Genomic DNA, 21,761 nt, shown 5'->3' with positions numbered 1-21,761 from the left:
GAATCAGCCGTTTCAGGCGAAGACGACCGTCCGGTGGCCGTTCAGCAGCACGCGGCGCTCGCTGTGCCACTTCACCGCACGCGCCAGCGCCTGGCACTCCACGTCGCGGCCGACCGCGACCAGCTGGTCCGGGGTGACCTCGTGGCCGACGCGCTCGACCTCCTGCTCGATGATCGGGCCCTCGTCCAGGTCGGCCGTCACATAGTGCGCCGTCGCGCCGATCAGCTTCACCCCGCGCGCATGGGCCTGGTGGTACGGCTTGGCGCCCTTGAAGCTCGGGAGGAAGGAGTGGTGGATGTTGATGATCCGGCCGGACAGCTGCTTGCACAGATCGTCCGAGAGCACCTGCATGTAGCGGGCCAGCACCACCAGCTCGACGTTCTCCGCCCGCACCAGCTCCAGCAACTCCGCCTCGGCCTGCTGCTTGGTGTCCTTGGTCACCGGGATGTGCCGGAACGGGATCCCGTACGAGCCCACCAGCTCCTTGAAGTCGGTGTGGTTGGAGACCACCGCCGCGATCTCCACCGGGAGCGCACCGATCCGGGAGCGGAAGAGCAGATCGTTCAGGCAGTGCCCGAACTTGCTGACCATCAGCACGACGCGCATCTTCTGGTCCGCCCGGTGGATCTGCCAGTCCATCCCGAAGGAGTCCCCGACCGCCGCGAAGCTCGCCCGCAACCCCTCCACCTTCACCGGCGAGACGGCACGGAAGTGCACCCGCATGAAGAAGAGCCCGGTGTCGCGGTCCCCGAACTGCTGGCTGTCCTCGATGTTGCAGCCGGTCATGAAGAGGTAACTCGACACGGCGTGCACGATGCCCTGCTTGTCCGGGCAGGACAGCGTGAGGATGTACTGGTCGGGAACGGAATGCGACTCGCTCATGACTCCATAGCGTCGCACACCCGCGACACCGGTCAGGACCGCGACAACCGCCGGGCGGGCTACGCCGGCTACGCCACCTGCGCCGTCATGATCGCCAGCACCTCCAGGGTGCGCGGCGGCACGTCCGGGTCCTCGCCGTCGTTGGTGGCCAGCCGCACATGGGCGTCGCGGGCCGCCCGCATCGCCTCCGGCCAGCCGTGGTGTTCGAGGTACGCCGACACCGGCGCGTCCGCGCCGACCTGGTGGAGGATCCTCAGCACCCGCAGCACGGCGACATCGACGAGCGCCGCCTCCTGGGAGTCACGGAAGATCGTTCCGACGTATTTCTCGGCGGACCAGTTGTCCAGCCAGGTGTCCTCGACCAGTCGGTAGACGGCGTCGGTGACGTCCCCGTATCCGGATTGCCCGGCCAGCCAGCACTCCTGCTGGAAGACCGGGTCAGAGAGCATGTGCAGCCCCGAGCGCACATTGGTACGCCAGCGCCACCACGGCATGTCGTTGACAGGCATACCGCCCATGGTGGTCGAGCGATGGCCGCGACGGGAAGACTTCTCCGAACCTTGCACAGTGACCGATCGTACGTTCTTCACACAGAGGGCCGCATAACCCCCCTGGTGTTCACCTTCTCGATACCCGTGCGTTCCTTGACCGAGCGGATGCGTTCCGCCCGGAGCACCAGGCTCCCATACCATGACCGGACGGCGACGCCCCTCTCCCCGCCCTCTCCGAGCAGCCGCCGTCGCCGCACTGTGCACCGCAGCCGGCGCGTGGTCGCTGACCGGCTGCGGCTCGCTGCCAGGAATGGCGAGCGGGTCCGACAACAACAAGCCCATTACCGTGATGACCTGGGCCCCCGAAGGCACCAAGGCGACCAATATGCCGGGAATGCCCGCTATGGCGCAGGCATACGCCCGCTGGGTCAACGCCAGCGGCGGCATCCACGGCCGCAAGCTCAAGGTGATCACCTGCAACGAGCGCAACGACTCCGTGCAGGCCGCGCGCTGCGCGCAGGAGGCCGGGAAGGCGAAGGTCGTCGCCGTCGTCGGCTCGTACAGCCAGCACGGCCGCTCCTTCACCTCCCCGCTGGAGGTCTCCGGCATCCCGTACATCGGCGGCTACGGGCTGACCCAGGAGGAGTTCAACAGCCCGTACTCCTACCCCGTCAACGGCGGCCAGGCCACGCTGCTCGCGGGCAACGGCCGGCAGCTCGGCTCCCGCTGCGCACGCGTCTCGCTGGTACGTCCCGACACCATCGCGGGCGACGAACTCCCCGAACTCCTCGACGCCGGTCTCCAGGCGGCGGGCCGCGAGCCCGCCCACGACATACGCGCCCCCGAAGGCGCCGGTGACTACAGCGCGCAGGCCACCGCCGCCCTGGAGGCCGTCGGTGCCGACAGCTCCCTGGGCTCCGCCGCCGCGGGCGCGAAGCTGGAGAGCTCCTGCGTCACCGCCACGCTCGGCAACCGCACGGGCACCTTCTTCGACTCCTTCCGGCGCGTCCAGGAGGAACGCCCGAAGGTGCGGATCGCCTCCATCATGGGCAGCGTCCGGCAGTCCTTGATCGACAGCACGGGCGGCAAGAGCAGCCCGCTGGAGGGGACGTACGCCACGGGCTGGTACCCGGCCCCGGACGATCCGCGCTGGGGCCCGATGAAGAAGGTCATCAACACGTACGCCTTCGACGACAACCGCATCGACCCCGACGACGCGGGCACCCAGACCACCTGGATCGCCTACACCGCGCTGCGCTCCGTCCTGATGTCCCTGAACCCGGACGAGATCAGCGCGCGCACCGTGCGCAACGCGCTGGACCACGGCCACAAGGTGGACACGGGCGGGCTGACGCCCCCGCTGCGCTGGGGCTACGACGACCCGCTGAACCTGCCGGACTACCCGCGGATCGTGAACCCCGACGTCACCTACCAGGTCGTGCGCGACGGGCGGCTGGTCGCGGTGCGCAAGGGGCTCGTCAACGTGACGAAGACGCTGGAGCGGTACGGCCCCCGGGCCTGATGGGAACCACTGAGCCGCCGGGTTCACCCGAACCCGGCGGCGTTATCCGTGTCACTGCTCATGTGTCACTGCGCATGTGGCTGGGCTTATGTGTCGCCGCTCACAGCTGGGTGGCGTCGTGCGTGGTGAGGCCGTACTTGTTCGCGAGCGGGTTCCACAGCTCGGCCGCCTTCCGCTTGGCCGCGGTCGCCTCGCCGCTGGCCCGCTCGGCCGCCCCGACCCGCCCGGTCCGGCGGGCCTTGCCCTTCTGACAGCCCTTCTTGCCGCGGGCCTGATCGGCCCACGCCGCGTACTGGTTGTCGGCCTGCGCGGAGGACTTCCACGCCTTGGTCAGCGACGCGGTCAGCTGGGCGTGGCTCGGCAGCTTGTCCACGGTCAGCTTGCCCAGCCGGGTCACCAGGTCGTTGCGCTGGCGGGCGGCCGTGCGCAGGTCCGAGGCGGCCTTGGGCAGGTCCTTGCAGGACTTGATGTTGTTCACGGCGTTGATCACCGACGAGCGGCTGTTGTTGCTGTCCTTGAGCAGCGCGTCCAGCGACTTCGCCTGCGGCTCCGCGGGATCGGCCGACTTGCTCGGCTTGTCCTCACCGGCGCTCGGCTCGGAGCTGCCCAGCGTCGTGTTGTCGTCCTTCTTCTCGTCGTCACCGCCCGCGCTGAGCGCGGCCCCGGCGGCGAGCCCGGCGATCCCGCAGCCCGCGACGACGATGCCGATGAGCACGGCGGGCGACATCCGGCGGCCGCGGCCGGCGCGCCCACCGCGGCCGCCGTGGCCGCCGCGCCCGTCCGACGGGGCCGGGGCCGGGGCCGGGGCGCTGAACTGCGGCAGCTGCTGCGTCTCGCCGGGGGACTGGGCACCGGTGCCCGCGGCGCCGTCGTCATCGGCCCGGAACAGCCCGTCGAACTCGGAGGGCGGCGGCCGGTCGCCCGGACGGCCGGGGCGGATCGCGAAGGGCGAGCTGGTCGGCTTCGGGGGCTGCTGCTGTTGCTGCTGGTGCCGGCCGCGCCGGGACGACGGGGCGGGCTGCGGCGGCGGGGCGGCCGGGACCGGCGTCGGCAGGACGGCGGTCTCCTCGGCGGCCGCGGCGGGGGCGGCGTGCGCGGGCTGCTGCCCGCGGCCCCGGTGCGCGCCCCGGCCGGGGCGCACCTGGCGCAGCTGGGTGGTGGACTCGCCGGGCGCCTCGTCCTTGGCGGGCCGGTTCTCGGGCGGCAGCGGCGCGCTCGCGGACGGCTGCGGCTGGGGCGGGGCGGCGTGGGCGCCGGGGCCGCCGGTGACGGGGGGTATGTACTGGGTCGCCTCGGCGTCCCCCGCGGGCTGCGGCGGCAGCATCTGCGTCTCGTCGGCGGCACCGGCGTACGGCTGTGGCTGTGGCTGTCTGTCCGGCAGCGGTTGCGCCTGCGGCTGCCCGTACGCGGGGGGCTGCGACTGCGGCGGCTGGGGCTGCTGGTATGCAGGCTGCTGCTGCGGCTGGGGCTGCGCGTACGAGGACGGCTGATGCTGCTGTGGTGACTGCTGTTGCGGCAGGGACTGTTGCGACGCCCAGTCCTGCGGCGCCCCGAACGAGGGGTCCGGCGCCCCGAACGACTGGTCCGACCCCGGTGGCAGCCCGTACGCCTGCTCCGGGCCCTGCGGCGCTCCGTACGACTGGCCCGGCGCCGGCTCCGGCGGACCGAACCCCTGACCCGGCTGGCCCGGCTGCCCCGGCTGCCCCGGCTGCCCCGGCTGGCCGAACTGCCCCGGCTGGCCGAACTGCCCCGGCTGGCCGTACGGCGCCCCCTCGGGCGGCAGCGGCCCGGCGCCCGCAGGAGGCCCGGCGGGCGCGGACGGCGCGGCAGGAGCGGGCAGCCCGGCAGGCGGCGCGGGAGCCGCGCCCTGCGGGGGCGGCCCCTGTAGCGCGTCCTGTGGCCCCCAGGGCTGGCCCCACGCCTGCCCGGCGGCCGGGGCGCCGTGCTGCTGCCCCGAGGGCTCCGACGGTCCTGAAGGACCCGAGGACTCCGGGGTCTCAGGGGGCCACTGGTCGCCCTGAGCGGGCAGTACGACGCCCTCACGGACCGCAGGCAGCTGCGGCTCGTTACCCTGTCCGCTCTGCGTCACCGGGTCTCCTTGAAGAAGCGATTACCGAATCGTCGGGTCACGCTACCGGTTACCCGCAGGGGTATGAGCCCGCCGGAGGGAGAGACTGGTCACCGGCGAAGGCCCGGCGACGGCGGGGCGAGAGGGGATAAGCACAGCTCAGGCCGCTTGCACCTCCAGCCTCGCGCCGAACTCCCGCACCACCGGCTCGTCCCGGTACGGCTCCAACCGCTGCTGGAAGTCGTCCAGATACTCCACGCCCCGGTTGGAGCGCAGCGTCTGGAGCAGATCCACCGCCTGGCCGCCGACATGGCACGCCTGCTCCACCTCGCGCCCCTGGACGTGCGCCGTGGCCAGCAGCAGCAGCCCGATGGCGCGGCGCCGCACCCGCCCCTCCGGGTGGCCCGCCAGGGCCTCCTCGGCGCGCCGCCGGGCGGGCTCGGCCTGGCCGAGGTCGCGGTGGCAGTGGGCCAGCTCGTCGGCCAGATAGGCGTGGTCGAAGTGCTGGATCCACGGCGGCTCGTCCCCGGACGGCCCGCCGCTGCCCACCGCCCGCTCCATCGCGTCCAGAGCCCGCCCGGCCGCGTGCTGGCAGGCCGGGGCGTCCCCCATCAGCGCGTGCCCGCGCGCCTCGGCGGCCAGGAACATCGACTCGGCGCGCGGCGGCACCTGGCCGCGCGAACCCTCCTGCGCGGCCTTGGCCAGCTGCGCGATCTCCCGGGGGTTGCCCAGCTGGGCGGCGAGGTGGCTCATGCTGGCGGCCAGCACGTATCCGCCGTAACCCCGGTCCCCGGCGGCCTGCGCGAGCCGCAGCGCCTGGATGTAGTAGCGCTGGGCGAGCCCGGACTGGCCGGTGTCGATCGCCATGTACCCGGCCAGCTCCGTCAAGCGGGCGACCGCCGCGAACAGTTCGCGTCCGACCGACTCCCGGTAGGACCCGGCGAGCAGCCCGGAGACCACGCTGTTGAGGTAGTGGACGACGACGGGGCGCACATGGCCGCTGCCGTAACGGTGGTCCAGCTCGACCAGCGCGTCCGTGGTGGCCCGCACGGCGGCGACGTCGGAGCGGCCGACCCGGGCCCCGGCGGTGCGCGCGACCTGCGCGTCCGCGCCGGTGATCAACCAGTCGCGGCTGGGCTCGACGAGCGCCGAGGCGGCGACCGTCGAGCCGGTCAGGAAGTCGCGGCGGCCGACGTCGCTGCGCCACAACTCGCAGACCTGCTCTATCGCGCCGAGGACGGTCGGTGAGAACTGCAGTCCCACACCCGACGCCAGGTTCTTGCCGTTGGCCATGCCGATCTCGTCGATCGTGACCGTACGACCGAGCTTGCGGCCGAGCGCCTCGGCGATGATGCCCGGGGCGCGCCCCCGGGGCTGCTGTCCGCGCAGCCACCGGGCGACCGACGTCTTGTCGTAGCGCAGATCGAGACCGTGCTCGGCACCGCACATGTTGACCCTGCGGGCCAAACCGGCATTGGAGCACGCGGCTTCCTGAATGAGCGCCTGCAGCCGTTCGTTCGGCTGTCGCGCCACAAGCGGCCTAGCGGCCATGGTTTTACCCCCAGTGACTGCTGTGCGTTCTCGGCGGATGCCGTCCCTGTGGATCAATTCCCCGCGGATATCGCGGGTATACGGCGAATGCGGAACTTGCCCGTATTGACCACATAGACCGCTTGGTTCACGTACGTGCGTACGGCCGCGCCAAAACGCCCTCGTACGCCTGTCACGCATGGTGGCTACCCGCTTACACAGCCGGAACCCCATACGCGCCCCCGGTCATGCACCCATGCGCCCCGGTGTGCCGTCCCCGCGCCCGGACGTGGGGCGCGGCCGTAACCCTTGTTGACGGCGGAAGTTGTCTTGGTCGTGGACGAGACCATGGACGTGACAGGAACACCACATATTCCGAAGCAGCGCGGGGAGCGGCTGCTCGACGCCGCCGTGCGCTACGCCGAGGAACGGCACTGGGACGTGCTCGCCGGCGCCTGGCTGGACACCGTGAAGGGCGTCCAGCGCTGCTCCTGCGGACAGGCCGACTGCCCGGCCCCCGGTGCCCATCCGACCGCCCCGGACTGGGTCAACCAGGCGACCGGCAGCCCGGTCGTGGTCCGGCGGATGTGGGCCCGCGCCCCGGGCGCGTCGATCCTGCTGCCGACCGGCCGTACCTTCGACGCCCTGGACGTACCGGAGTCGGCGGGCTGTCTGGCGCTGGCCCGGATGGAGCGCCGCAACGTCGACCTCGGCCCGGTCACTTCCACCCCGGACCGCAGGATGCTCTTCTTCGTGCTCCCCGGCGCCGCCGCGAAGATCCCGGACCTGCTGCGGAACCTGGGCTGGCCGCCGGCCTCGGTCGACCTGGCCGCCCGCGGCGACGGGGACTACGTGGTCGCTCCCCCGACCCGGGTCGGGCGGCACGGCCCGACCCAGTGGGCCCGTCGGCCGACCGCCGCCAACCGCTGGCTGCCGGACGCCGAGGAGCTGGTGAGCACCCTCGCCTACGCCTGCGGACGCGAAACCCGAGGTCGGGAAGCACGCTCACCCGAGCACCGCTGACACGCCTGGGCGCCGTCACCGGCCCCCCGTATCGTGGGCGCGAACGGGGACATGACCAGTCCCCGGACCAGCCTGACGTTGGGAGACGGGGAGTCCAGTGCCGGACGCAGACGCACGTGCAGACGCAGACGTACACGCAGACGTACACGCACACGCCGAGGCAGCGACCGAGTCGGCCGCCGCTGATCAGCGGCCGGCCGTGCAGGTGCGGGGTCTGTGGAAGCGGTTCGGGGAGCAGATCGCGGTCCAGGGCATCGATCTCGAACTTCCCGCCGGGCAGTTCATCGGGCTCGTCGGCCCCAACGGCGCGGGCAAGACCACGACCCTCTCGATGATCACCGGACTGCTGCGCCCCGACTCCGGCACGGTCGAGATCGGCGGCCACGACGTCTGGCAGGACCCGGCCGAGGTCAAGGCGCGGATCGGCGTGCTGCCGGAAGGGCTGCGGCTGTTCGAGCGGCTTTCGGGGCGCGAACTCCTCGCGTACACCGGGCGGCTGCGCGGACTGCCCGGCGACGAGGTCGACAAGCGCGCGACCCAGCTGCTGGACGTCCTGGACCTGGCCGGTGCGCAGAACAAGCTGGTCGTGGACTACTCGACCGGTATGCGCAAGAAGATCGGCCTGGCCGCCGCACTCCTCCACAACCCGGAAGTCCTCTTCCTCGACGAGCCCTTCGAGGGCGTCGACCCGGTCTCCGCGCAGACCATCCGCGGCGTGCTGGAGCGCTACACCCGCTCCGGTGCGACGGTCGTCTTCTCCAGCCATGTGATGGAGCTGGTCGAGTCGCTGTGCGACTGGGTCGCGGTGATGGCGCGCGGCAAGATCCGCGCGCAGGGTGCGCTGGCCGACGTACGGGGCGACGCGCCGTCCCTCCAGGACGCCTTCCTGGGGCTGGTGGGCGCCCGCGACCAGCGCTCCGGGGACAACCTCGACTGGCTCGGCGGCGGCGCCCGATGACGCTCACCGATCCGCTCGACGCCAAGGGTCCGCTCGCCACCGCGGCGCCCGCTCCCCCGGCGGCCCCCACCGGTTCGCTGGTGCCCGTCTTCGTCCAGCTGAAGCTGTCGCTGATGCGCAACGGGCTGCGGCAGTCCGCGGGCCGCCGCGCCGCGTACATCACCTCGCTCGTCATCACCGTCCTGTTCGCCCTGCTCCAGCTGCTCGGCCTGGTGCTGCTGCGCGGCCACGACGGCGCGGACGCGCTGGTCACCCTGCTCACCGCGGTGCTCGCGCTGGGCTGGGCGGTGATGCCGCTGTTCTTCCCCAGCGGTGACGAGACCCTGGACCCCACCCGGCTGGTGATGCTGCCGCTGCGGCCCCGGCCGCTGATCAGCGCGCTGCTGGTGTCCTCGCTGATCGGCGTGGGCCCGCTGTTCACGCTGACCCTGGTGGCGGGTTCGCTGATCGCCATCGCGCACGGTGCGGCGGCCGCGGTCGCGGCCGTCCTCGCCGGGGTGCTGACCGTGCTGACGTGCGTGGCGCTGGCACGGGCCGTCGCGACCGCCAACACCCGGCTGCTGAGCAGCCGCAAGGGCCGCGATCTGGCGCTGCTGAGCGGTCTGTTCGTGGCGATCGGCGTGCAGTTCGTGAACGTGGGCGTGCAGAAGCTGTCCGGCGCGGGCGGGCTGGCCGCGCTGCGGCCCGCCGCGGACATCCTGCGCTGGGTGCCGCCCGCGACGGCGATCGACGCCGTGCAGGGCGTGAGCGAGGGCGCGTACGGGCTCGCCGCCGCTCAGTTCGCCCTGAGCGCGGTCGCGGTCGCGCTGCTGATGTGGTGGTGGTCGCGCAGCCTGACGCATCTGATGACCGCGCCCGACAGCTCCACGATCCAGCCGGAGAAGCCGCGGCGGGGCGCCGAGGGAGCGGACTCGTCCGCCGACGCGCGCGGCCCGCTCGGGCGGCTGCTGCCCGCGGGGCGCACCGGCACCGTCATGCTGCGCACCCTGCGGTACGCGGTACGGGACCCCAAGTCCAAGACCAGCTGGGTCAGCTCGCTGGGGGTCGGCCTGCTGCTGCCGTTCGTCACCTCCGTCCAGGGCAACGGCAGTGTCTACTGGGCGTGCTGGGCCACCGGGATGCTGGGCATGCAGATGAACAACCAGTTCGGGCAGGACTCCTCCGCGTTCTGGATGGTCGCGCAGACCATCGCCTCCCCCCGGGACGCCTATCTGGAGCTGCGCGGGCGGGCGTTCGCGATCGCGCTGGCCGGAGTGCCGTACGTGCTCCTGGCCGTGGTGGGCTCGGCCGCCTTCCTGCACGACCTGGCCGCCGTCCCCGAAGCGCTCGGGCTCGCGTTCGGCCTGCTCGGCGGGATGATGGCGACCGGGGCGCTGGCATCCGCACTGGTCCCGTACTCCATCCCGCAGGACAGCGCCAAGAACGTGGCGCCGGGGCAGGCGGGGCTCGCCTGGATGGGCATCTTCGGTGGCATGATCGCGGGTGCCCTGCTGTGCGCGCCGCTGCTGGGCCTGACGATCTGGCTGCACACCAGCGGGGCGCACGACCTGCTGTGGGTGGTGCTGCCGCTGGGCGTGGCGTACGGCGCGGGGATCGCGGAGGCGGGGCTGCGGCTGGCCGCGCCGCGTACGGCGCGGCGGCTGCCGGAGATCCTGGCGGCGGTGAGCAAGGGCTGAGCCTCGGTCATGGCGTGCGGCGCGGGAGCGGGACTGGTCAGGTCCCGCTCCCGCGCCATTCCCCCTGATGGAACCGTCCCCTGAGAGAGCCGACCCCTGATAAAGCGTGGGATCGCACCCTGGCTTGGCTCACCCCTGGTTCAGGCGTTCGGGCCGGCCGGGGTGGTGCGGGCTGGAACGGGCCGCTCGGCCGCCGGGGAAGCAGTGGTCGCGGTGCGCCGGAACTCGCTCGGGTTGGCGCCTCGGACCCGTTTGAACGCTGCGCTGAACCCGAACGGGTCGGAGTAACCCACGGCGCGGGCAATGTCCGCGACGGTTGCGGACTCCTGCTCGACCAGTAGGTCTGCCGCGAGCGTCATACGCCAGCGGGTGAGGTAGGTCAGCGGCGGCTCCCCTACCAGGTCGGCGAACCGCTTGGCCAGCGTCGAACGCGACACCCCGGTGCGCTCGGCCAGCGCGGCGACCGTCCACGGTGCCGCCGGTTCGGCGTGCAGCAGGCGCAGCGCCTCGCCGGCCACCGGGTCCCGCTGGGCGGCCCACCAGGCCGGGGGCTCGCCGCCGGGCCGGTCGAACCACTCGCGCAGTGTGCACACCAGCATCCAGTCCAGCAGCCGGTCGAGCACCACCTGCTGGCCCGGCGCGTCGACGCAGACCTCGGCGGCGAGGTGGTCCAGCACGGGGTCGGCCGTGTCCCCGCCGCCCGCGCGCAGTACGACGGGCAGCGCGTCCAGCAGGCGGTGACTGATCTCGCCGCGTACCGGATAGACGCCGACGATCAGGGTCGTCGCACCGCCGCCGTCACCGGCGTCCCCGCCGCGATCGTTCCAGCCGCGCCGGTGCCGGGTCCCGCCCTGCTCGGGCGTCGCGCAGTGCTCGCCGCACGCGATGGGTTCGGCCCGGGTGCCGACCTCGTCGACGAAGGTGAACGTCGCGGGGCCGCGCACGACGATCGTCTCGCGGGCGCGAAGCGGCTCGGCTGGACCGTGCTCCGGCACGACCCAGCCCGCCCCGGTGAGGACGGTGCACAGAGTCAGTGGCGCACCGTCCACGAAGTGCAGGGCCCAGGGCGGGGACAGGGTCGAGCTGCCGAACAACGAGCCGTGGGCTCGCACCCCCCGGATCAGGTCACTGAACACGTCCATCCCACCGAGGTTAGACGAATACACAGGCGATCAGGCTTCTCACCCATGGGATCGTCCGAGTCGGCCGTGTTCAATCGGAGTCATGAGCAACGACACCACTCTCGTCCTCGGCGCAACAGGCAAGACCGGCCGGCGGATCGCCGCCCGGCTGCGGGTGCGCGGCACGACGGTGCGCGCCGCCTCCCGATCGAGCCGGGTCCGGTTCGACTGGTCCGATCCCGGCAGCTGGGATGCGGTCCTGCGGGGTATCGCCGTCGCCTACGTGGTGGCCCCGCGCGTGCCGGGCCCGGTGCACGAGTTCGTGGCCCGGGCCGAGGCCGCCGGAGTGCAGCGGCTGGTCCTGCTCTCCGGGCGCGGCGCCGACACCTGGGGCGACTCTGCGTTCGGCCTGGACATGCGCTCGGCCGAAGAAGCCGTACGCGGCTCGGCGCTGGAGTGGACCGTCCTGCGGCCGTCGAACTTCGCTCAGAACTTCGACGAGGACGTCTTCCACGCCCCGCTGGTCGCCGGGGAGCTGGCCCTCCCGGCAGGCGTGGTTCCCGAGCCGTTCATCGACGTGGACGACGTCGCCGACGCCGCGGCCGCGGTGTTGACCGAGACCGGTCGGCACGCCGGACGGGTCTACGAGCTGACCGGACCGCGTGCGCTCACCTTCGGTGAGGCGGTTGAGCTGATCTCCCGGGCGTCCGGGCGCCCCCTCACCTTCCGGCAGATCTCCCCCGCCGAGTACGCCGCGACGCTGGTCGAGGAGGGCTTGAGCGAGGACGATGCCCACCACGTCGCCGAGATGTTCGTGCTGATGGAACGTGGGCTGATTGCCGCGACGACGGATGACCTCGCCACCGTGCTGGGACGGGCGCCCCGAACCTTTGAGGACTACGTCGTGCGGGCCGCAGCGGCGGGAGCCTGGCGGCGAGGATCGTCCGGCGGCTCCCGCGCGCAGGACGCCGATCAATGAAAAGCGCCGCGTCCCGGGGTGCTCGCCCGACAGCGGCTGAGCTGATCGACCATCGCCCTCGGAACACCGTTCCGAACGAGTCGACGCCTTATTTCAATGTCCTCGGAACCATTCCCCCTCGCCTACCGGAAGGAATGTGATGAGCACCGATGCCAGTTCGCTGACCACCCAGGACCTCGAGTTCCTCCGACGCCCCCTGCACGGGTTCCTGTCCGTGGCCGCAGGGCCACTCCCGCCAGAGCCCCGGCCGGTGTGGTTCGAGGCCACTGCCGGGGGCACGATCCAGCTGTTCACGGACCCGGACTCGCTCAAAGTGCGGCGCCTACGCCGCGACCCCCGCGCCGTGATGGTCGTCGCCGCCCCAGTGGGTGAACGCGAGCGCTGGCTGTCGGTCGCCGGCCGCACCACGGTGGAACCCGACGGAGCACACGACCTGTGCGCCCGCCTGGCCGCTCGCTACTGGGACCTCGACGACCCGGCCCGCGCCGACGACCTCGCCGGGATCCTGGCCGCAGACTGGGTTCGTCTCGTCATCCACCCGGAGACAGTAAGCCGCTACATGTTTTGACCTCCGCGACAACCTGTTCAAGTGCGCCGCCGTCGCGGGGTTTGCGGTAGGGCATGATCACCCATCAGCCCTACTGACCGATGCCGAGTTACGTGACGGCCCTCAGTTCAGGTACTTGCTGTAGACCCAGCCCCTGGTCCCGGGCTTGATGCCCGAGGTGGTCCGCTTGAGGATCTTTCCGTAGGACCAGCTCTTCATGAATCCGCCCAGACCGCCGGTGCGGCAGAAGTACCGGAAGGAGTCTCCCCGGTACAGCGTCCCTATCGCGCGGTACCTGTTTCCCGGTCCGGTACGGAATCTGGCGCCACTCGTCGCGACCTTGAAATTGACGTCCGGAGAATTGAATCGGCATGCCGAGGAGCCCACGGCGGATGCCGTGGGCGCCATCGCGATCGAGCCGCCCAGCATGAGCACCACCGAGAGCACGACCATCGAGGCTTGGCGTCTGAGCTTCACGCGATCTCCCCCCGAGATCAGTGATTTCTTTACGTACGGGTGTTAATGCGTGGCTGAGCGTAGCAGCAGCCAATCCGCAAGCACCGTACTGGTAGACGCCCTTGAGGCCGCGAAGGTTGAATTCCGGATGGGAATCCGTTCATCCGCACCGCGGGGATGCCCGGATCCGGCCATCTTCCACAGACTCACTCTCAGGCCGTCACAGTACGCACACAGTTGACGACCCGGATGCGGAATTCCAGCCCCTAGGATCGTTGAACGGAGAAGGATCGCGCAGGGGAGATCGACGTGCTGAACAAGACAACGTGGCCGCGCATCGCCGCACCCGTTGCCGTACTGGCCCTGGCTGTCACCGCCTGCGGATCCCACGGGAAAAAGAGCCATGGCTCCACGCCCCAAAAGCACAAGTCGCATTCCCGTGTCAGCACGCACAAGAACGGCATGCGCGGCACGAGCGCGGCGGCGAAGGCCGTGCTGAAACCGGGGCAGTCCGCGTCGCGGGCATTCAAGGAGGACACCGGCGTCAAGCCGTTGTACTCGATCACCGCGCGGCGGATCGACGTCGGAACGGCCGCCGACGCCAAGTCCCTGGTCTCCGACCCGAAGGACGCCAAGGGCAAGATCCCGGCGACCGGATATGTGACCTACCGCCATGTAACCGGTGACGTCGTCAAGGAGTGGCCGCGGGTCGGCGACTACGCGGACGTCTACGCGGACGGGCGGCGCGGCGCGAAGGTCATCGGCGGTGACGCGCCGAAGGGCTGCGCCGACTCCGACGCCATCAAGGACTGGAAGGACGGCCAGAGCTACACCCTCTGCAACACCTTCCTCATCCCGGCGGACACCAAGCGGCTGGAGATCACCTGGACCGAGATCGGCGGCAAGCCGTTCGTCTGGAAGTTCCCCGCGCGGGGCTGACGCTGATCCCGCCTTACCCACCGGCCTACTCCGGTCCGGCCTACTCCGGTCCGGCCTACTCCGGTCCGGCCTACTCCGGTCCGGGCTGTGCGGGGAGGGTCGCGGCGAGGAACGGCTCCACGGCGCGGCGCCAGCCGTCCGGTTGGTCGTAGTGGACCAGGTGGCCCGCGTCGGCCACCTCCGCGTACTCACCACGGGGGAGGACGCGGACCATCTCCTGCGCCTCGGCGCGGCCCAGCTCGCCGTCCAGGCCGCGGACGACCAGGGTGGGGCACTCCACCTGGGCCAGCTCCTCCCAGTGCGCGTCATGGGCCCAGGCCGCACGGGCCTTCAGCATCTGGCGACGGGAGAACACCGGCCGCCAGCCGTCCGAACGCTCGGCCATGACCTCGGCGAAGAAGTCACCCCGGGCGGCGCTCGGGCGCTCCAGCGACGGATCGTCCTCGCCGAACCACTTGCGGACGTCCGCGAGGGTCGCGAAGGGCACCGGCCAGGACCGGAACCACTCGGTCCATTCGCGCTGCGAGGCACTGCCGAGCGCCGAGGCCCGCATGTCGCAGATGACCAGGGCCCGGACCAGATCGGGGCGGCGGGCGGCGAGCTGCCAGGCCGTCAGGGCGCCCATGGAGTGGCCGATGAGGGCGACCGGGCCCAGCCCGAGCTGATCGACGGCCGCCGCGGCGTCGTCCACATACGCGCCGCGGTCGAACGGCCCTTCGGCGGGCTTCTCGCTGCGGCCGTGGCCGCGCTGGTCGAGGGCGACGGCCCGGTGCCGGGTGGCGAGCCAGCGGGCGGTCGCCGCCCAGTGCGCGGCGCGGCCCATCAGCCCGTGGAGCAGCAGCACTCCGGGGCCGCCGCGCGCTCCCGCGCGGCCTCCGGCCTTGGGCGGGTCCGTGAACTCCCAGGCCGCGAGCCGCACACCGCCGGCTCCGGTCACGTCGATGCGTCGCACCATGTCGTCTGGCACCTCCATCCCTCTCCCGAGCAACCCCAACCACCCCACACTATCGAACTTGTATTCGAACGCACCGCAAGTGCCGGGCAACACCCCTCATTCGAGTGACCACGCTCAAGGATTGGCCGCCTCCGCCGAGGGGAGACAGCTAACGGGAGGCGGACTGCTCGGGGAAGGAAGTCCGCCGGGGATGACCCTGGGAGCTCGGGGCTCCGGGTCGCCACGGCCCCGGGTCGCAACGGCCGCGTTCGCGCGGTCCGCACGACCTGGGGGCCGTCGGGGGGACATGGGGAAGCGGGGCCCCGGCGCCTCACGGCACCGGGGCCCTCGCGTTCGAACGCCCGCTCGGCATCGCTGCCGCTCGCCGGGCCCATAGGAGCCCCCTCCCCTGACTGCGAGCACGCTTGTGCATATGCGTCAGCGACAGGGTTGCACGGGTCGCTCCCGCCCGCTCGATTTCCCCGAACTCCGGCGTCGCCAAAAACCGTCACCGCAGGTGGCGCGGGCGAGAGCGCGTGAAACGGCCGACACGGTCAGCGTGTCCCGAGGGGCCGGGGGCCTGGAGAGCGGGGAAGCGGGCTCGCGGTGCGGGGGCGTCAGGGGCCGTTCGCCACAGTTTGTCAGGGTTTGTTCGTCAGGGCTTGTTCGTCAGGGCTTGTTCGTCAGGGCTTGTTCGTCAGGCTTTGTTGGTCACCGCTAGCGCTTGGCCACGAAGACGTGCGACGCGATGTCCGCATCCAGCTCGGCCGCCTCACCGCTGCTGCCCACCAGGACGCCGCCCGGCGACTCCGTCACGCTCACGACCGAGCCCGGCTGCACCCCGGCCCTGCGCAGCGTGTACATCAGCTGGGCGTCCATCTGGATCGGCTCGCCGATCCGGCGCACTACCACCGTCTTGCCCTCGGTGCCCGGCGCCAGCTCGCGCAGGCTCACCATGCTGTCGTCCAGGAACGGGTCGGCCTCGCCCTTCTCCCCCAGCTCCTCCAGGCCCGGGATCGGGTTCCCGTACGGCGACTCGGTGGGGTGGCGCAGCAGCTCCAGCACCCGGCGCTCCACCGCCTCGCTCATCACGTGCTCCCAGCGGCACGCCTCCGCGTGGACCTGCTCCCACTCCAGGCCGATCACATCGACGAGCAGGCATTCGGCGAGCCGGTGCTTGCGCATCACGCGCGTGGCCAGCCGACGGCCCTCGTCCGTCAGCTCGAGGTGCCGGTCGCCCGCGACCGTCACCAGCCCGTCGCGCTCCATGCGCGCGACCGTCTGGCTGACGGTGGGGCCGCTCTGATCGAGCCGCTCCGCGATCCGGGCGCGCATGGGGACCACGCCCTCCTCCTCGAGTTCGAGGATGGTGCGGAGATACATCTCCGTGGTGTCGATCAGTCCGGACATGCGTGCCCCTTGAGGTGTCGTGCGGTGGCCCTGAACCCAATTCTGACGCATCCCACCGACAACGGGGCCGGATCGGCCACTGCCGTAGCGAGGGCGGAGGTGGTATTGACAGCTTCATGATCCACATCGCAACGTGATCCGCGCCACGGGGACGTGGATCCAAGTTAACACCGACACGAAGGGCCTCCGCGATGAGCCAGAGCAAGTCGGCAGGGCGCTTTTTCGACGCCGCGATCGGGCTGTTGCACAAGGTGCGGGACGAGGAGGCCGAGCACATCGAGGCGGCGGGCGGCCTGATCGCCGACACGGTCACCGGCGGCGGCCGGATCTTCGTCTTCGGCGCGGGCCACTCCTCCCTGCCCGCCCAGGACGTGGTCTACCGCGCGGGCGGGCTCGCCCTGATGAACCTGCTCCCGGTGCCGGGGTTGGTGGGCGTGGACGTCATGCCCGCCACCCTGGGGAGCGCGCTGGAGCGGGTCGGGGGGCTCGCCGCGGCCGTCCTGGAGACCGGGCCGCTGCGCGCCGGTGACCTGCTGTTCATCATCTCGCTGTCCGGCCGGAACCCGCTGCCGGTGGAGATGGCGACGGGCGCGCGGGAGCGCGGGGTGACGGTGATCGGCGTGACGTCCGTGGCGTACGCGACGGCGACCACGTCGCGCAACGCGTCCGGCGGCTTCCTCAAGGACCACTGCGATCTGGTCCTCGACAGCAAGATCGCGGTCGGCGACGCGGAGGTCACGGCGGAGGGCGTCGGGGCGCCGTTCGCGCCCGCGTCGACCGTGGTGACCAGCGCGCTGATGCAGGCCGTGGTGGCGTCGGGAGTGGAGGAGCTGATGTCCCGCGGCGTACGGCCGCCCCTGCTGCGGTCGGGCAACGTGGACGGCGGCCACGAGTGGAACCGCCAGGTGATGGCGGAGTACGGCGACCGGATCTTCTACCGGCAGTAGCCACCGGGGGCGACCCGCCTGGTCCGCCGCAGAGTCCGGCCCCACCACCCGGGCCCGTGCTATCCGCCGAGGGCCAGGTCCACCGCGGCCGCGACCCGGGCCGCCACGTCCTCCGCGTACGCCGTGTCCGGGCGGTCGAAGGGGCGGCGGGCCGGGCCGCGGAGGAAGGTCAGGACGCCCAGGGTGCGGCCGCGGCTGCGCAGGACCGCGCACAGGGCGTGCACCGAGCCCTCCGGCCACTTGCGGGCCGCCGCCCAGCGCGCCGCCGCCGCCTCGTCCGTACGCATCGCACTCGCCCGCACCGAACCGCAGCGCTCGGCCGCCTGCAGCGCCGGGTGGCCCTCCAGGTAGGCGACCGGGATGCCGCCCGGGGTGATCGGGGAGCACGGGCCCGCGGTGCCGCACGGCGTGGCCGCCGCCCGGACGAGGCGGATCCGCTCGCCCCCGCCGGGCGCCAGCGCGCCCGGCGGGGGCGCACCCGGCGGCACCGTCTCCGGACGGTCCAGGACCAGATCGATCAGCGCGTGGTCGGCGAAGCCCGCGAGGGCGAAGTCCAGGTGGACCGCGGCCGCCTCCATCGGGTCCTCGCACTCGGCCGCCGCCCGTGCCGCCCGGTGCAGCTGGTTGCCACGGAAGCGCAGCCTGGCGCTCTCCTGCTCGTGCTCCTTCAGCTCCGTCACGTCCTGGAAGATCCAGGCCACCCCGAGCGGCACCGGCTCTCCCTCGCTGAGCGGCGAGGCCAGCCGCAGGAAGCCGCTGCGCCAGCAGCAGCGCGCCGGGGGCTCGTCCTCCATCGCCTCGTCGGCCGGCTCGCGCAGCGTCACCCACAGTTCGGTGGGCGCCGGGGGCGCGCCCTCGGCGAGGACGTGCTGGAGGGCGTTCTCGGCCTCCTCCACGCCCTGGTCGAGGAACTCGCCCAGCGGCCGCCCGAGCGCGGCCGTGCGGCCCGTGCGCAGGGCGTCCGCCGCGTTGCCGTTGAGGACCGCCACCCGCAGGTCGGCGTCGACAAGGACGACGCACCAGGACGCGTCGTCCAGCAGCGCCTCGCTCAGCGCGATCGACCGCTCCAGGTCCAGCTGCGCGTGCACCTCGCTGAACGCGCAGTACACCCCCGCCGGGCGGCCGTCCGCGCCGGGCACCGCGGACGACTGGACACGGACCAGGACCCGGCCGCCGTCCTTGGTCAGCAGGGCGAACTCGTGCACCCGGCGGCCGGTGGCGTCCAGCACCTCCATCAGCCGGGCCTCGACGTCCCTGGCGTCCTCCGTACGGGCCGCCCACCCCGCCAGCCCCTTGCGCCCCACGGCCTCGGCCGCCGGCCAGCCGAGGATGCGCTCGGCCTCGCGGTTCCAGTGGGTGACGATGCCGTCCGCGTCGAACGCGCACAGCGCGGCGTCCATGCCGTCGAGAAGCGCGGCGAGCAGATCGGAGTCGTCCCGGCCCGGGCCGGTCGCGGGCACGGGCGCGGCCGCCGGCTGGGCCGGGACGGGACGCGCGGGACGCGCGGGTTCGGAGCGCTGCGGAGCGGTCACCGGACACCCCCTGCGGGACGTGGTGGACGTGGCTGCCTGTGCTGGTGCACGTCGGAACATTGAACTCCAACGTGACGCGCGCCACACCGGATTCGGCGAAATCGTTGCCTCCCGGAAATTTGCTTGTGTGCGACGCGAGGGCGTTCCTAAGGTGTGGAGCACACGAGAAGGGAGGTGGTTCGGCAGATGTATCAAATCCGGACGCGTGAGGTGACTGCGGGCTAGCAGTCCGTCGTCGCGCTCAGCGCATTCGCCGGACGGCGCACGAGGGATGTGCGCAGCCGGCCAATCCCAAGCAGTCACCCGGCCCGCGGGTTGCCGGTACGTCCGACCGGCCCCCAGGCGTCCTCACCGGCGCCAGGGGACAGACCCGCGGGTCGTCTGCGTTTCCGGCTGTGTGCCGAGGCTGCGTTTCCGGCTGTATGCGGTGCCGATCGTCTCCGACCGGCGCCGCCGGATGTCCCGCACGCCCTCACGGCGACAGGCGCTCGATCCGCCAGCCCTCCCCGGCCGGCGTCCGCACGTACCGCATCCGGTCGTGCAGCCGGTTCTCCCTGCCCTGCCAGAACTCCACCGCCTCCGGCACCACCCGGAACCCGCCCCACTCCGGCGGCACCGGCACCTGCTCCCCCGGCGGATAGCGGTCCGCCAGCTCCGCGTACGCCCGGTCCAGCTCCTCCCGCGCGCCGACCACCGAGGACTGCGCGCTGGCCCACGCGCCCAGCTGCGAGCCGTGCGGGCGGGTCCGGAAGTACGCGGCCGTCTCGTCCCGCCCGGTGCGGTGCGCGACGCCCGTCACGATCACCTGGCGGGCGATCGGGTGCCAGGGGAAGAGCAGCGAGACGTGCGGGTTCTCGGCCAGTTCGCGGCCCTTGCGCGACCCGTAGTTGGTGTAGAACACGAAGCCGCGCTCGTCGAAGCTCTTCATCAGGACCGTACGGGAGCTGGGGCGCCCGGCCGCGTCCGCCGTGGAGACGACCATCGCGTTCGGCTCGTACAGCCCGCTGCCCACCGCCTCCTCGAACCACCGCGTGAACTGCTGGAACGGGGTGCCCCCGAGGCCCGCCTCGTCGATGCCCGCCGCGCGATAGTGCTCGCGCATGGCGGCCGGGTCGTACGTGCGCGCGGAGTAAGCCGAGGGGGAAGCCGGGGGCTCCGGGTCAACGTGAGGCACGCGCATATCTTGCAACATCATCGGTCCACCGCACGGGCTGCCCCGAAAGAGCGATCCCCTCCATCCCCCGCCTCGGGGATCCGTAACCCTCCTCCCGCCGCACAAGCGGTGTGCCACTTCTCACGCGCCCCCGTGACTGGCGCGTCCACCACGCCGTGGCCGAACATGCCGTGTCAGCGCGGTACCCGGCGCCGGTTTTCGGCCCCGCTGGGTGACCACCGCGCACACGGGGCACACCACCGGGTATCCGGTACGGACCGCGAGCCGTCGGCCGCGGAGCCGTCCCGGGGCCGGACGCCCCCCGATGACACCGATATCCGCTCCGCTGACGTTTCCTCCGCACCAGCCGTTATCCGCGTACCAGCCCGCACATCCGCACCAGCACCCGCACCAGCCGTTCGTCCACCCGTCGCCCACATCATGAGGAGCCGCCCGATGTCCGACTTCGTACCCGGACTCGAGGGAGTCGTCGCGTTCGAGACGGAGATCGCCGAACCCGACAAGGAGGGCGGCGCGCTCCGCTACCGCGGTGTCGACATCGAGGACCTGGTGGGCCATGTGTCCTTCGGGAACGTGTGGGGCCTGCTGGTCGACGGCGCCTTCAACCCCGGGCTGCCCGCCGCCGAGCCCTTCCCCATCCCGGTGCACTCCGGCGACGTCCGGGTCGACGTGCAGTCCGCGCTGGCCATGCTCGCGCCCGTCTGGGGCCTCAAACCGCTCCTCGACATCGACGAGGCCCAGGCCCGCGACGACCTCGCCCGCGCGGCCGTCATGGCGCTCTCGTACGTCGCCCAGTCGGCGCGCGGCCAGAGCCGGCCGATGGTGCCGCAGCGGGAGATCGACAAGGCCGAGACCATCGTCGAACGCTTCATGCGCCGCTGGCGCGGCGAGCCCGACCCCAAGCACGTCGCCGCCGTCGACGCGTACTGGACCTCCGCCGCCGAGCACGGCATGAACGCCTCCACCTTCACCGCCCGCGTCATCGCCTCCACCGGCGCCGATGTCGCCGCCGCGCTCTCCGGCGCGGTCGGGGCCATGTCCGGGCCGCTGCACGGGGGCGCGCCCTCGCGGGTGCTCGGCATGATCGAGGAGATCGAGCGCACCGGTGACGCCACGGCGTACGTCAAGAGGGCGCTCGACCGGGGCGAGCGGCTGATGGGCTTCGGCCACCGGGTCTACCGCGCCGAGGACCCGCGGGCGCGGGTGCTGCGGCGCACCGCCAAGGAGCTGGGGGCGCCGCGCTACGAGGTCGCCGAGGCGCTGGAGCGGGCCGCCCTGGAGGAGCTGCACAACCGGCGGCCGGACCGGGTGCTGGCCACCAACGTCGAGTTCTGGGCGGCGATCACGCTGGACTTCGCGCAGGTCCCGGCGCCCATGTTCACGTCGATGTTCACGTGCGCGCGGACCGCGGGGTGGAGCGCGCACATCCTGGAGCAGAAGCGGACCGGCCGCCTCGTCCGCCCCTCGGCGCGCTACGTCGGGCCGGGCACCCGCGGCCCGCAGGAGATCCAGGGCTACGGCGACATCTCGCGGTAGCGGGCGGTACGAGTGGGGCGGGGGCGGTACGAGTGG

19 protein-coding genes are annotated in these 21,761 nt (G+C 72.2%); 9 read left to right on the top strand and 10 right to left on the bottom strand.

The window, feature by feature from the left end; genetic code table 11:
• Positions 1 to 12: 12 nt before the first annotated feature.
• Both purU and ACH4SI_RS34780 read right to left on the bottom strand, forming a co-directional pair.
• The gene (gene purU / locus ACH4SI_RS34785; RefSeq protein WP_398302902.1) at positions 13 to 882 is read right to left on the bottom strand and encodes a formyltetrahydrofolate deformylase; all 870 of its coding nucleotides are present in this window, start codon (positions 880 to 882) and stop codon (positions 13 to 15) included.
• 68 nt (positions 883 to 950) lie between these two features.
• Positions 951 to 1,400 (bottom strand): hypothetical protein, encoded by a 450-nt coding sequence (locus ACH4SI_RS34780; protein ID WP_398302900.1) that lies wholly within the window; start codon positions 1,398 to 1,400, stop codon positions 951 to 953.
• Positions 1,401 to 1,572: 172 nt separating this feature from the next.
• On the opposite strand from ACH4SI_RS34780, the gene ACH4SI_RS34775 reads away from it, so the two are divergent.
• Entirely contained in the window at positions 1,573 to 2,895 is a 1,323-nt protein-coding gene (locus tag ACH4SI_RS34775; protein WP_398302898.1) for an ABC transporter substrate-binding protein, read from the top strand.
• 100 nt (positions 2,896 to 2,995) lie between these two features.
• Here ACH4SI_RS34775 and ACH4SI_RS34770 read toward each other — a convergent pair whose 3' ends face one another.
• Together ACH4SI_RS34770 and ACH4SI_RS34765 are read right to left on the bottom strand one after the other, a co-directional pair.
• Positions 2,996 to 4,984 (bottom strand): hypothetical protein, encoded by a 1,989-nt coding sequence (locus tag ACH4SI_RS34770; protein WP_398302896.1) that lies wholly within the window; start codon positions 4,982 to 4,984, stop codon positions 2,996 to 2,998.
• Between the two features lie 138 nt (positions 4,985 to 5,122).
• On the bottom strand, positions 5,123 to 6,514 hold the full coding sequence (locus ACH4SI_RS34765) for a hypothetical protein (RefSeq protein WP_055546690.1): 1,392 nt from the start codon (positions 6,512 to 6,514) through the stop codon (positions 5,123 to 5,125).
• Between the two features lie 327 nt (positions 6,515 to 6,841).
• On the opposite strand from ACH4SI_RS34765, the gene ACH4SI_RS34760 reads away from it, so the two are divergent.
• The 3 genes from ACH4SI_RS34760 (at position 6,842) to ACH4SI_RS34750 (ending at position 10,150) form a co-directional block, all read left to right on the top strand.
• Positions 6,842 to 7,516 (top strand): bifunctional DNA primase/polymerase, encoded by a 675-nt coding sequence (locus ACH4SI_RS34760; RefSeq protein ID WP_398302893.1) that lies wholly within the window; start codon positions 6,842 to 6,844, stop codon positions 7,514 to 7,516.
• Between the two features lie 199 nt (positions 7,517 to 7,715).
• The gene (locus tag ACH4SI_RS34755) at positions 7,716 to 8,474 is read left to right on the top strand and encodes an ABC transporter ATP-binding protein (RefSeq protein ID WP_398302891.1); all 759 of its coding nucleotides are present in this window, start codon (positions 7,716 to 7,718) and stop codon (positions 8,472 to 8,474) included.
• Positions 8,471 to 10,150 (top strand): transporter, encoded by a 1,680-nt coding sequence (locus ACH4SI_RS34750; protein ID WP_398302889.1) that lies wholly within the window; start codon positions 8,471 to 8,473, stop codon positions 10,148 to 10,150. Before ACH4SI_RS34755 ends, ACH4SI_RS34750 begins: the two co-directional genes overlap by 4 nt.
• A gap of 140 nt (positions 10,151 to 10,290) precedes the next feature.
• Here the strand turns inward: ACH4SI_RS34750 and ACH4SI_RS34745 are convergent, their stop codons facing one another.
• On the bottom strand, positions 10,291 to 11,292 hold the full coding sequence (locus tag ACH4SI_RS34745) for a cupin domain-containing protein (protein ID WP_398302887.1): 1,002 nt from the start codon (positions 11,290 to 11,292) through the stop codon (positions 10,291 to 10,293).
• A gap of 82 nt (positions 11,293 to 11,374) precedes the next feature.
• Here ACH4SI_RS34745 and ACH4SI_RS34740 point away from each other — a divergent pair, with 82 nt between their 5' ends.
• A complete protein-coding gene (locus tag ACH4SI_RS34740) occupies positions 11,375 to 12,250 on the top strand; it encodes an NAD(P)H-binding protein (protein ID WP_398302885.1) in 876 nt (291 codons plus the stop codon).
• A 139-nt stretch (positions 12,251 to 12,389) separates the two neighbouring features.
• Complete coding sequence (locus ACH4SI_RS34735) at positions 12,390 to 12,818, top strand: pyridoxamine 5'-phosphate oxidase family protein (RefSeq protein ID WP_398302883.1); 429 nt, start codon at positions 12,390 to 12,392, stop codon at positions 12,816 to 12,818.
• A 102-nt stretch (positions 12,819 to 12,920) separates the two neighbouring features.
• Here ACH4SI_RS34735 and ACH4SI_RS34730 read toward each other — a convergent pair whose 3' ends face one another.
• Positions 12,921 to 13,274, bottom strand: a complete 354-nt coding sequence (locus tag ACH4SI_RS34730; protein ID WP_398302881.1) for an SH3 domain-containing protein — start codon at positions 13,272 to 13,274, stop codon at positions 12,921 to 12,923.
• A gap of 441 nt (positions 13,275 to 13,715) precedes the next feature.
• On the opposite strand from ACH4SI_RS34730, the gene ACH4SI_RS34725 reads away from it, so the two are divergent.
• Positions 13,716 to 14,192 carry a hypothetical protein gene (locus tag ACH4SI_RS34725; protein WP_398302879.1) on the top strand — a complete coding sequence of 159 codons (477 nt, stop codon included), beginning with the start codon at positions 13,716 to 13,718 and terminating at the stop codon, positions 14,190 to 14,192.
• A 70-nt stretch (positions 14,193 to 14,262) separates the two neighbouring features.
• On the opposite strand, the gene ACH4SI_RS34720 is transcribed toward ACH4SI_RS34725, so the two are convergent.
• The gene (locus ACH4SI_RS34720) at positions 14,263 to 15,147 is read right to left on the bottom strand and encodes an alpha/beta fold hydrolase (RefSeq protein ID WP_398302877.1); all 885 of its coding nucleotides are present in this window, start codon (positions 15,145 to 15,147) and stop codon (positions 14,263 to 14,265) included.
• Between the two features lie 696 nt (positions 15,148 to 15,843).
• Positions 15,844 to 16,536, bottom strand: coding sequence for a metal-dependent transcriptional regulator (locus ACH4SI_RS34715; protein WP_398302875.1), 693 nt, complete (start codon positions 16,534 to 16,536; stop codon positions 15,844 to 15,846).
• Positions 16,537 to 16,727: 191 nt separating this feature from the next.
• On the opposite strand from ACH4SI_RS34715, the gene ACH4SI_RS34710 reads away from it, so the two are divergent.
• The gene (locus tag ACH4SI_RS34710; RefSeq protein WP_398302873.1) at positions 16,728 to 17,483 is read left to right on the top strand and encodes an SIS domain-containing protein; all 756 of its coding nucleotides are present in this window, start codon (positions 16,728 to 16,730) and stop codon (positions 17,481 to 17,483) included.
• 59 nt (positions 17,484 to 17,542) lie between these two features.
• Here ACH4SI_RS34710 and ACH4SI_RS34705 read toward each other — a convergent pair whose 3' ends face one another.
• Positions 17,543 to 19,015 carry a PAS domain-containing protein gene (locus tag ACH4SI_RS34705; RefSeq protein ID WP_398302871.1) on the bottom strand — a complete coding sequence of 491 codons (1,473 nt, stop codon included), beginning with the start codon at positions 19,013 to 19,015 and terminating at the stop codon, positions 17,543 to 17,545.
• A 472-nt stretch (positions 19,016 to 19,487) separates the two neighbouring features.
• Entirely contained in the window at positions 19,488 to 20,195 is a 708-nt protein-coding gene (gene pdxH, locus ACH4SI_RS34700) for a pyridoxamine 5'-phosphate oxidase (protein ID WP_398302869.1), read from the bottom strand.
• A gap of 429 nt (positions 20,196 to 20,624) precedes the next feature.
• Here pdxH and ACH4SI_RS34695 point away from each other — a divergent pair, with 429 nt between their 5' ends.
• On the top strand, positions 20,625 to 21,725 hold the full coding sequence (locus tag ACH4SI_RS34695; protein ID WP_398302867.1) for a citrate synthase 2: 1,101 nt from the start codon (positions 20,625 to 20,627) through the stop codon (positions 21,723 to 21,725).
• The last annotated feature ends 36 nt before the right edge of the window (positions 21,726 to 21,761 follow it).

The organism is Streptomyces sp. NPDC021212, assembly GCF_044332925.1.
Taxonomy (GTDB): Bacteria; Actinomycetota; Actinomycetes; order Streptomycetales; family Streptomycetaceae; genus Streptomyces.
The sequence above is the reverse complement of the archived record's forward strand: the minus strand, read 5'-3'. Positions and strand labels throughout refer to the sequence as shown.